Raw genomic sequence first — 10,488 nt, 5'->3', positions numbered from 1 at the left:
CATTGCAGAAAGGAAATAGGTGGCCGGATTTTACTCCGCCCGCGGCTGGACTATTCCGCCGCTACCGTGGCCGACTTTTCCACCGCCGATCTCATGCCGGCCAGGTGAAAGCCGAGCCAACCTGCAAAGACAAGGCCAGCGCAACTGAAGGTGAACGCAACGATTTTGCGCACCTTTGACATTCGATCTAAACCAGGTAACGAGGTCATGTATTCTTCGGAACGCTGATGTGAGTTAATTGGAATTCGTCCATCCGATGAGAGTGTTCGTCAAGTGCTGTCCCAGAGAAAGCCCCGAGATCAACTAACCACCCACACCCGAAGTATGGGTGTGGGTGGCAGCCCCGGGCCTCACGCGGCGAGTGCTTACCTCACTTTATTTTCTCTATGAAAGCTTTCTGCTCGTTTACAATACTCTGCTTCGCGTAACACCCTTTCCAACTCCCATAGCTCATCGCTCCGCCGTCGAACGCAGGCTTCAAATGTTGATCCACGTTTCCGCTAACCGACCATTCAAACAATCCCCATCCAACGGATAAGTCGGAGGCACAAGCAAATCTCACGCATTGAAACGAGCGCTTGGCATCGGAGGTGCGACAAGTGAAGCCGAATGCTCTGAGTGAAGCCGAAAGTTTTCTTTCGTCGTTTTTGGCGCGCTGCGCCAAATCCTGCAAGAAAGCTTTGTAATCTGGGTAGCTGGTGGGAGGGTAAGGGCGGATACCGTCTCCGAATGCGCTATTGTGGGCGCCAAAGCGATACAAAGGACGACAGATTTTGCGATAACGTTCGGAATATACTTTAGCACCATTCGCACCTCCAGCTAGTTCTTGGTCTCAAACAGAGAGCTTTCGCGTCTTTTCTTTGGGGTGGGGCTAAAGCCCTAAGTCCCTTATCTGATCGATCTTCGGGCAACCGCGCCACAGCCATCGGAACAGGTAGAACAAATCGACTGGGGTTACGGGAATATAAGCAGAAAGCTTCCTGACGGTCGTCTCGCCGATAATGCGATTGAAGAAACTACCGATCGCCACAAATGCAGCGATGAGCATGAACGGCGCTAAAACCACTCATGCTGATGGAAAGCAATGAATAGCGCCAAGGCAGCAAGAAGTAGCAGGGCCCGATAAGGAATTAAATGTTGCTGGACAAAGGTGCGCATAGATCCCCGGGAATATTCGGCGGGCGACAGAATTCAAGAGGCCAAGCGCTCATTAGGCCGCGACACCCAAAGTATATAAAAATTGGTCGGATATAAACAGCCTGTACGTGAAATTGGTCGTAGTTGATTTGAGAGGAGTAATCTGTAGGGTTGCATAGAGCATTCTTGGGGGGATCGAATGCACTATCTGACGGACATTCTACGGGATTACTTCAAGTTATCCGGGAGGTTGAGTCGCAAAGGCTATTGGATTTACGTCCTGTGGCTGCTCGGGTTTTCAGCGGCAGCTGGCTTGTTGGAAGGTGTCTTCCAAATTCCACATCTACATGGTTTCCCGACAGGTTGGTTGGTCGCGTCGGTTCTCGCATTCTTCTGCATCCCAAACTGGACTGCGACGGTACGTCGGTTACATGACATCGGTTGGCGAGGCTGGTGGGTGCTGCTTTGCCTGATTCCTTTGGTCGGTCCGATTGCAATCGCGGTTATTTGCATCTTTCCGTCATCGCCAGCGGGCGATCGCTTCGACACCCCGCGATCAGATGCTGGGCGAGCCGATGTCAAGTATGCTGTTTTACACAATGGGAAGATTGAGGAAACATAATCAACCGCGCGCCATCCGATGCCGCTCGCGAGGCCGATAGTGACCGATAACAATTCCATCCGCTTATTCACCGAACGCCTCGTGCTACGTCCGACGGTGCCGCACGACGTCGAACGCGCCATTGAGATCAGGTCCAATCACGAGGTCGCCCGCAATCTCGCGTCGGCGACAATTCCGCCTGACATTGAGAAGATGACCAACTGGTTCTTCGGTCATGCCGAGGAGTGGCGCACGGGTTCCGCCTATCGGCTGGCGATCACCCTTGCCCGCACGTCGTAACATCTCCGTCACAAACGTCACAACGGATGTCCACGTGGACGACTTGTCGACCCGGTCGACGGCAGCCTCGTTTCGAAGCTGCGCAAGAAAGCCGCTAAGACAATCCTCAAGTGCATCGGCGTCGGCATCGGCGATCAATTGGTCAAGGCAATCAGTGCCACGTTGCCTTTTGACCCCAGCATAAAAGCGATCCAACGCTGACAGATGGTTACGGCGTGTAGACGGCTCCAGCTTGGTCTTGCACACGTCGATCCAGATCGTTGCCCAGAACCGTGGCGCTCCATAAGAGCCGACGGCAGCAAGGCCACGCATCGGATGGGGGAAGGAATGAAGAATTCAGGTTGACGGGCATGACTTCTCGCTGGCGTACGGAAGCGGCACAGTCAAACGCAGCAAGAAAAAAAGCAACGGTCGTAATGACCTTTTACACTGTTTCCACATCGTTGCCTAAAAGGTCATTACAGGGCAAAAAGCAACAGCCAGCAAACCGCTCGCGAGTTCCAAAGAGTGCGGTTTCGGCTTTGAAGCTGGGTGAGTGAGTGATCAAATCCTCCTCGAATGCAGGCGTTTTGGTCGCTATCGTTAGCTAGCATGCGTTGCACTCCCAAAAAAACTACGTTTGTTGCGTCAGACGCTGGCACCAAACGCAACACATTGGCACGCTGTAGCTCGCCTCCGGAATGCTGTTGTTGCCTCTGTAGGATAAATCCGTTTACGTAACAGGAGCCGAGGTTTCATAACTGGTTAAAGTGAATGTCGCCGTTTCAATACCAAGTATTAAAACCTGTCCGACTTGCACCGGGTGATCGGGTAGCGGCGATATCGCCATCATGGGGAGGGCCATCGGTTCTGCCGGAGTGGTATAAATTCGGCAAGCAACAACTCGAACAAGTTTTCGGCGTTGAAGTTGTAGAGATGCCTCACACTTTGGCTCCGGCCGAATGGGTTGCCTCCAATCCGGCTGCGCGTGCTTCCGACATGTTGGAAGCCTTCCGAGACCCCACGGTCAAAGGTGTTATTGCTACAATCGGCGGGAGCGACGCTATCAGGCTAATTCCGCATTTGGATTTGGATGTAATACGCGAGAATCCTAAGGTGTTTCTTGGATATTCTGATACGACAGCGCTGCATTTCGCATGCTTGGCTGCTGGTATTGTCTCGTTTTACGGGCCGAGCATCATGTCCGGCTTTGCAGAGAATGGCGGCATGCACGAGTACACCATAAACGGCGTACGACGAGCGATTTTCAGCTCCGATCCCATAGGTCAGATTCCTCTTAACGAGGAGGGCTGGACCACGGAGAAGACAGACTGGAGCGATGTGTCTGCTCAAACGCAACCACGCCAATTGCAGCCGCCGACTACCCCTCGGATTCTCCAGGGCAAAGGCACGGTTGCGGGCCGATTGATCGGCGGTTGCTCCGAAGTATTAGAGATGCTCAAGGGGACCGTTTGGTGGCCGCCAATGTCGGTCTGGACAGGAGCCATTCTATTCTACGAGACGTCGGAAGACGCTCCGCCCGCTAACTTTATCAGGTACTGGCTTCGCAACTTCGCTGCCCAAGGCATATTGAAGGTCTTGAATGGCATTCTGATCGCTCGACCCGATCCTGCTGGTGACGAGAGTTATCAGACCAAAATTGAACAAGTCTTTGTAGACGTATTGGCTGAGGAGGGGTTATCGCATCTGCCTGTATTGTCCGGTCTTGATTTTGGTCACACTCAGCCGATGGCAACGTTGCCTTACGGGATAAAAGCACAAATCGATTGCAACACGGCGAGGCTTACAGTCCTGGAAGCTTCGACAAGGCCCCCAATTTCTAATACGTCGGATGGCACACGGCTTTGAAGGCGAGCTAGTCGCCTGCAATATTTATTGGAGCTGTCGGCCTTCTATCTACCAAAATTTAGGCTTTGGTCGCGAGCGAGCGATCTCGGGTCCGTCAACACAACCTCGTTGATGAGGTCGTCGTCCCCGACGAGAACGACGGTCTCAATGCCGCGAGTTATCGCGGTATAGAGCATGGTCCGGTCCAGCAGCTTCGACCGGACGACAGGGATGATGACCCGTTTGAATGCCGACCCCTGAGCCTTGTGGACGCTGATCGCCCAGCCGTGGGTGAGCTTTTCGAGATCGGCCGTGGTGATCACGTCCTCAGCGCCGCCGTCGAACCGCACCCAGGCACCTTTGGGATGGGGTTTGCTGACGACGCCCAGAGAGCCGTTCATGAAGCCTGCGCAGATCGGATCGCCCGTTACCTTGTCGGAGACAGGCTTCCCTTCGGCGTCGAGCTGAGGGGCTTTCGAGTAGTCGTTCTTCAGCCACATGATCTTCGAGCCAAGGCTCAGGCCCCAATCCTCGACGTTGGGCTGCTTACCCATGTACTCGACCTCGACGGCGCGGTTCAGTTCCTTCGACCCGGCGGGGCCGTTCTTCACTTGCGTCAATATCTGGACGTCCATCTCGTGCAGGACGGCCGTCTTGCCATAGGCTGGAGCCCGGCCACACATTGCTCGGAAGGCCGCTATCGTTTTTCCAGCCACGTCGTCCTTCGACGCCGGGAAGAGATAGACACCGGGTGTCAGGGCGACGTTCGGATCGAAGCGCCGGAGACCGACCGCCTTTCCGGTGCGCACGGCGGATGCAACGGCGGGAATTCCGGTAGCATCAGCCTGCCTGTGAACGACGTCGAGGGTGACCGATGGAATGCTCGACGCCTTGACCATGGTGTGGAAGGGCAGGCCGGGACCGATGGGTGGAAGCTGGCCAGGATCGCCGATGAAGACCAGGTTGACCTCGATGGGCAACTGGGCGAGCACCCGGTAGATCGACGGGGTGTCGAGCATCGAGGACTCGTCGAAGATGACGGTTCCCGCCTCGATACGACGGCCAGCATCCTCGATGTCGTGCACCAGGCGCGAGAGGGTGCTAGCCGGGCGGCCTGTCGCCTCGCTGATCCGCCGGACGGCGCGGCCCGCCAGAGCCACTTGCAGGTGTTCGACGCCATGGCGCTGCGAAGCCGGAAGGCCGTCACGGATGGCTTCCAACGCGGCAAGGATCGCCCGGACGACTGTCGTCTTGCCCGTGCCAGCGCCGCCGCTGATCACGCAGACGCCGCAGGTCGTGGCCATGAAGACCGCCTCGCGCTGTGCATCCGTGAGGGAGTAACCGATCTCGGCCTCGACCTTGGCCATGGCGTCGACGACGAGCCTGCCGTCGAATCCCGGAACTTCGCGACCGATGCGCTCGTCGACATGTCTGGCGACCTCTTCCTCCATGAACCGACAGGCTCTCGACTGAAGAAGATCGGATGACGGCGACACCACGCGATCGTTCGCCAAGGCCAGATCGATGGCAATCGCCGGATCGCCCGTCCAAGGTGCCAGCAGGCGTTTCACCAGAGGCTTCAGGATTGGGGAAGAGAAGGCCATGTCCCCGCCCCGGAAGCGGATCGCCAACGCCTCTTCTACGGAGGCCATCAGCCGTCTCGGATCGTCGAGGGCGACGCCAAGCCGGAGCGCTCGCGCGTCGACGTCCTTCCATGGCTCCAGCAATGTCATCGTGTACGGGTCAGCCTTGATGCGGCCGATGGCACCGAGGCCCCAGACACGGGCAGCGGCACCAGCCACACGGGGCGAGACGCCGTAACGATCCAGCCATCGGAAGATTTCGACCTCCTCGGCAAGCATGCCGAAGCCGTCGACGATGGCGATGGCTCGATCCGCCCCCACGACCTCTGCGAGCGCCTTCAGATCACGATCCCGGATGATGTCGTAGATGCTCTCGCCGAAGCGCTCCCAAACCTTCTCTGCTGTCGCCCAGCCGATACCGACGAAGCGCTTGTCGGAAGCAAGGTGGCGGATGATCGCCCGCCCCTTGGTGACGAGGGGCAGGGCCACCTCGGCATGAAGCTGCGGACCATATTCTGGATGCAGTTGAATCCAGCCTGTGACGCGCCACGTCTCGCCGACGGCCGGATCACGCGGCGACCTCTTGGAAGGAACGAGGGCGCGGCGGAGTTGTTCGGTCTCGTCACGGCCGATAATGACATGGTCGCCGAACCGGCTGGCATGGACTGACGTGATGGACAGCTCCCAGGAAGACTGCTCAGAACGCTCACCAAGGACCAGGAACGTCTGCCCCTCTGCGCCACCCCGTCGTTGATTGGCCCCTGTCATGGGCTCTGGCTCTCCGTTCACTGCGGCCACCCACGACGTGCCGTCGCGGGTCCCTGTGCCTCATTCACTGCGATCCAGCTCCCATGACCTGTCGGGGCCACGACGGCGCGGCTCCGAGGACCAGACTTCAAACACCCAATCATGGAAGTCTCCCAGTCTCGGCGATCACCGCGCTCAATCGCTTCATGCGGTCTAGGTCGCGGCGGAGCGAGGCGTTCTCCGCCTTCAGCCGAAGGTTTTCTTCCTCCAAGGCCATCTGATTGCCATCGACCTTTGCCTTCTGCTCGCGGTCCGCTTCCGCCTGTTCGAGGCGGGTCAGGTTGGCCTTGCGATCACGGTCGTCGGCGTTGCCCAGGATTTCGGCGCAGCGGGGATTGGTCCGGAAGACCTGACGGTCGAAGCCGCAGGCCTTGGCAATGGCACTCTTGTTCAGCTCGACGCCGCCGTAACGTGGAAGCGGCTGATCGCCAAGGTTCTCCAGATAGGACTCCAGGGCATCGACATGTTCCTGGGCGACCTCGACGCCGCTCTTGCCCGTTCCCCGCGCCATCAGGGCTTCCTCGGAGGAAGGGCGACCACCTCGCCGGAAGGAATGGCATCCATGCTGTCGAGCTTGTCGACTGCTGCCTGGTATCCCTCGAACAACCGTTTCCATTTCGAGAAGCCGCCCATTTCGGCGACAGCGAGGATCATCATGCGATGTGAGGCGATTATGAGCTGCCTGTCGCCCTGAAGCTCGTCGATTTCGGCGTTCTTCACTTCGACCAGCCGCTCCAGCTCTGGGCGAGACTTGCCGCTGCTGCGACCAATCGCGACCCTTATAGTCTCCTGCTTTCGTTGAGCAGTCTCGAACTTGGTGCGACGGTCGACATTCCGGGTTATATCGGTGGCGTTCTTGAAGACGTCGCCGCTGCGCCGGACGATGGCTCTGGCAGTGATGGTTTCGTCCTCGGCGATCATCGCCTCCAGCAGTTCCTCAAGATGGGCGTTCTTATCAATCATCGAGGTCCCTCAAGCGCTTCATCGTGTCGATGATGGTATTACCGAACTTCTGCTCGGGCGTCACGGACAGGTCCTTGCCATCGGGGAAGGGGCGGTCGCCGGGCTCCGTCGCGAGCGCCTTGCCGATGTTCTCGTAGCGGATGCGGGCGTGCGCGATCTGGTTCGCCCACCCCGCATATCGACGGCCTTCAGGGACAGCTTCCAACGGGATAATGATCTTCGCAAAACGATCCCGAAGCTTTTCGAGATGAACGCGTTCTTCGACGACGTCGGTTCGGGCAAGGTGGAGGCAGCCGTTGAAGCATTCGAGGTGCTTCGGACAGGGATCGCTGGTGAAGCTATTCACGCACAGGCCATAGGGCGTGACATGGAGACCGTCCGCCTCGGCATTCAGGTAGTCGAAGGCTGCGTCGTCGCCATACTCGCGCTGGACACGCCGGAACTCATCGACGATAGGTCCACGCACCTTGTTGGCGGCGATCATCTTGTAGACCTGAAGCGCCTTATCGCCGAGAGAATCTTCGGCTTCCGGTGGAACGTCGATATGTTCGATGTCCTCATGAAGGCTTCGGTGGTCGTACTCGTAGCTCTGCTGAACACTTCGACGACCGAACTTCTTGGTAATCATGGTGTCGGCGACGCCAAGGCGGAACAGCTCGGTGTTCTGAAGGTGCCGCAGGGAATGAGAGGTCAGTGTCAGCGCTCGGTCCTCGTCCGTCTTGCCGTACCGCTGGAAGAGAGTTTCGCCGCTTCCCTTGCCGCTCAACGACACGTTCAGTGGACCTTTTTCCAAGGTGCCAATGGCCGAGTACATGGTCGTGTCGAGAAGGCCGTTGTTGCGCCCCTCGATCAGGTTCCTAATCGGCATAAGGAACAGGAGTTCATGAGGATAGAACTTGGAGCCATCCGTGAGAGTAGTTGGTGTCGTGTCCGACACCTTCGTCCCGATATGTTCGTGGATGTAACTCTCCACGTCGCCTACGCGCACCAGCGCCTCACGCCACTTGACATTACCGATAATCGGAATGCCGAAGGCATCTCTTATAGGCACTGAAGCTAGTTCTCCCCTGAACCAGTAAGCAGGCATGCCTTTTGGACGCCCATGCAAGTGGATTTCGCGCATGTCCAGAAGTAACTGGGGATCATAGCCCTCACGGTATTGCCGTATCAGCTCCGGCGGAACCTCTGCGTCCGAGAAGACAGCATTTCCTGTCATGCGGACATACATCTCCCAGGCAGGAACGAGCGCGTCCTCGGCATACTCGGGAAAGATGCGGCCCGTTTCAGACTGCCGTTTCAGTCGGTTGCGCAGTGGGGCAGTGATGGTCGCGATGTGGTCGAGGGTCTCGACCAAAATCTCCTCGAACATCGGCGGAACGTGCTGGATGTTCTCGTACAGGGCCAAGCCTTCGGCCAGATCATCCTCTTCCTGCTTTTCGGCGAAGTACCTGATGATCAGCGAGCGAGAGAACCCACCATGCTCTCCGGCCGGTCTGCCGTCGGCATCCAGGTACTCGCGCCAACGCTTCCAGTCCAGTGGAAGGAGGGCGGCCTCTCCGATCCGAAAGCCCATGATGATCTGAACTGCGAACGCCGCAAACCGGATCGCATCCGAGAAGGACAGGGGCGTCTCGGTGAACACAATTCGCACCAGCTCCCAGAATGCTTTTTCATCCGGAAGCTTGGACGCCGACTTCCGTTCAGCTAGGCTGCGCCGCAGGCTCTCGCGGCCGCCGTGGGCGTTTTGGCGGTCTTTGACAGCGTCGGCCCGCTGCTGCGCGGCCATCGCTTCCTTGCTGGCATACGGCTGGCAGAAACGGGCCAGAGCAGGAATGTCGGCAAGCTTTTGTTTGTCGATGACGTTCCTGATCATGGTCACGAAGTCGAGCGCCTGCTTGCCGGATTCAGAGGATCGCAGAACGGCATTGTAGGCCTGTTGGATTTGATCGGGGGTGACTGCCCATGGCGGCGTATCCTCTGCGGCAGGTGCTAGCCGCCGGATACCAGCGCCCACTTGAACGGCGCTCCCAGGCTTCGTCTGGCTGAGGAGAAGCTGGTGGATCAATACGGACTGGAAGAAGTCCAGCCAATGAGGAGACATGGGCTTTGGCAGCAAGAGACCTTGCCCCATTTCCAATCTGATATCGTTTAGTTTCTCGAACGGTGCGGCGTCCACACCGACCTGCCCGAGCCATAAGACCGGTTTGGAGAGCCCGCCTCTAAGCTCCGTCAGGTTCCACCTTGTCTCTTTGCTGACCTTGCCATCACCATCAAAGATCAGATTCCAGCTTAGGCTGCGCTCTGCAGCCAGCGTCTTGGCCGTGGCGACGAATTCGGAATAGAACGGGTTCATCCTTCGTCCTCACGATCGGATTTCAGTTCCTCGGCAACACGTCTTGCGGCGTCGAGGGTGCTCTTCAATTGAGCGTACGCGGGGGATTGTTGGTTGTTGCGCGAGGCAGCGGCGAACTCCGTCACCACTGGACGGAGGCTGTCCACGACCTCCTGATGGATTTCGGGATCGTTGAGGGGCATGAACTGAGAGCAGGTGTAGCAAGCCAACACTGGGTTCTTCATGCAGAGGTTTTGACCCAGGTTGCAACCGCCTATTCCAGCAATAGGAATCCCGTGAGGCACGCCGCCGATCTGCTTTTCGGCTGGAAGACCCAGCAACATCTCCTTGTCGATGGTCCTCGTCGTCGCGATCTTGGCCACGTTTTTGTAGATGGGTGAGATAGCGAGGGCATCGTTGATGTGCTTGGCCTGCGACGGCGACGCGTCGAAGTAGACGTTGGCGATACGGTCGCTGGAATGACCCATGAACTCTGTTAATCCGACGTGCGAGATGCCGCCGTCTGCAAGGCGTTGTGCCGCAGTATGTCTGAGGTCGGTCGGTGACCAGCCTTCCCCGGTCACCTCCGATGTGAGCTTAAGGATTGCCTGGCTAACACCGGATGGTGTCAGCCCGAAGAGAAGGCGAGGGGGCACACCCTTCTCAGGTTGGATGACGCCCATCTCTCGGCGCTTGACCAGCTCGACGAATAACGGAGCCCATTCGCGCTTGATCCTTTTCGTCACGCGTATTCGCTTAGCCTGATCCTGTTGTTTGATTATTGTCACAGCGACGTGCACTGCGCCTGTCGTGTACTGACGCACATCGGCGATTTCGATCCGGGGTAAGCGCGCTTTTCAGTGCACGTCGTAAATCGGCTTGAAGCGGCAGCTTATGCGGTCTGTTTTTTATAGTTGAAGGGCAGCAGGTCGTCGATA

Annotated in this window: 8 protein-coding genes; 3 read left to right on the top strand and 5 right to left on the bottom strand. The window is 57.7% G+C overall.

From position 1 onward, the window contains the following. The first annotated feature begins 1,336 nt into the window (after positions 1 to 1,336). The 3 genes from EV561_RS36000 (at position 1,337) to EV561_RS35990 (ending at position 3,886) form a co-directional block, all read left to right on the top strand. Positions 1,337 to 1,759, top strand: a complete 423-nt coding sequence (locus EV561_RS36000; RefSeq protein WP_132528637.1) for a DUF805 domain-containing protein — start codon at positions 1,337 to 1,339, stop codon at positions 1,757 to 1,759. 39 nt (positions 1,760 to 1,798) lie between these two features. Beyond that, positions 1,799 to 2,038, top strand: coding sequence for a GNAT family N-acetyltransferase (locus EV561_RS35995; RefSeq protein WP_132528636.1), 240 nt, complete (start codon positions 1,799 to 1,801; stop codon positions 2,036 to 2,038). A 753-nt stretch (positions 2,039 to 2,791) separates the two neighbouring features. Then, positions 2,792 to 3,886 carry a S66 peptidase family protein gene (locus EV561_RS35990; protein ID WP_132528635.1) on the top strand — a complete coding sequence of 365 codons (1,095 nt, stop codon included), beginning with the start codon at positions 2,792 to 2,794 and terminating at the stop codon, positions 3,884 to 3,886. Positions 3,887 to 3,930: 44 nt separating this feature from the next. Here the strand turns inward: EV561_RS35990 and EV561_RS35985 are convergent, their stop codons facing one another. The 5 genes from EV561_RS35985 to EV561_RS35965 all read right to left on the bottom strand — a co-directional run bounded on the left by EV561_RS35985 (position 3,931) and on the right by EV561_RS35965 (position 10,296). Beyond that, positions 3,931 to 6,216: an AAA family ATPase gene (locus EV561_RS35985; RefSeq protein ID WP_132528634.1), complete on the bottom strand. Its 2,286-nt coding sequence runs from the start codon at positions 6,214 to 6,216 to the stop codon at positions 3,931 to 3,933. A gap of 139 nt (positions 6,217 to 6,355) precedes the next feature. Beyond that, complete coding sequence (locus tag EV561_RS35980; protein WP_018240389.1) at positions 6,356 to 6,766, bottom strand: hypothetical protein; 411 nt, start codon at positions 6,764 to 6,766, stop codon at positions 6,356 to 6,358. Beyond that, positions 6,766 to 7,218, bottom strand: coding sequence for a hypothetical protein (locus EV561_RS35975; protein ID WP_132528633.1), 453 nt, complete (start codon positions 7,216 to 7,218; stop codon positions 6,766 to 6,768). Before EV561_RS35975 ends, EV561_RS35980 begins: the two co-directional genes overlap by 1 nt. Next, entirely contained in the window at positions 7,211 to 9,571 is a 2,361-nt protein-coding gene (locus EV561_RS35970) for a hypothetical protein (RefSeq protein ID WP_132528632.1), read from the bottom strand. The genes EV561_RS35975 and EV561_RS35970 overlap by 8 nt, the downstream gene beginning before the upstream one ends. Continuing rightward, positions 9,568 to 10,296 carry a tyrosine-type recombinase/integrase gene (locus EV561_RS35965; RefSeq protein WP_245513266.1) on the bottom strand — a complete coding sequence of 243 codons (729 nt, stop codon included), beginning with the start codon at positions 10,294 to 10,296 and terminating at the stop codon, positions 9,568 to 9,570. Before EV561_RS35965 ends, EV561_RS35970 begins: the two co-directional genes overlap by 4 nt. Positions 10,297 to 10,488 lie beyond the last annotated feature (192 nt).

Source organism: Rhizobium sp. BK376 (genome assembly GCF_004341625.1).
Lineage (GTDB): Bacteria > Pseudomonadota > Alphaproteobacteria > Rhizobiales > Rhizobiaceae > Rhizobium.
This window is presented reverse-complemented; position numbering and strand designations above follow the sequence as displayed.

Coding starts and splice junctions, on each gene's coding strand:
- EV561_RS36000 (WP_132528637.1), top strand. CDS start 1,337: ATGCACTATCTGACGGACATTCTACGGGATTACTTCAAGTTATCCGGG.
- EV561_RS35985 (WP_132528634.1), bottom strand. CDS start 6,216: ATGACAGGGGCCAATCAACGACGGGGTGGCGCAGAGGGGCAGACGTTC.
- EV561_RS35980 (WP_018240389.1), bottom strand. CDS start 6,766: ATGGCGCGGGGAACGGGCAAGAGCGGCGTCGAGGTCGCCCAGGAACAT.
- EV561_RS35975 (WP_132528633.1), bottom strand. CDS start 7,218: ATGATTGATAAGAACGCCCATCTTGAGGAACTGCTGGAGGCGATGATC.
- EV561_RS35990 (WP_132528635.1), top strand. CDS start 2,792: ATGTCGCCGTTTCAATACCAAGTATTAAAACCTGTCCGACTTGCACCG.
- EV561_RS35970 (WP_132528632.1), bottom strand. CDS start 9,571: ATGAACCCGTTCTATTCCGAATTCGTCGCCACGGCCAAGACGCTGGCT.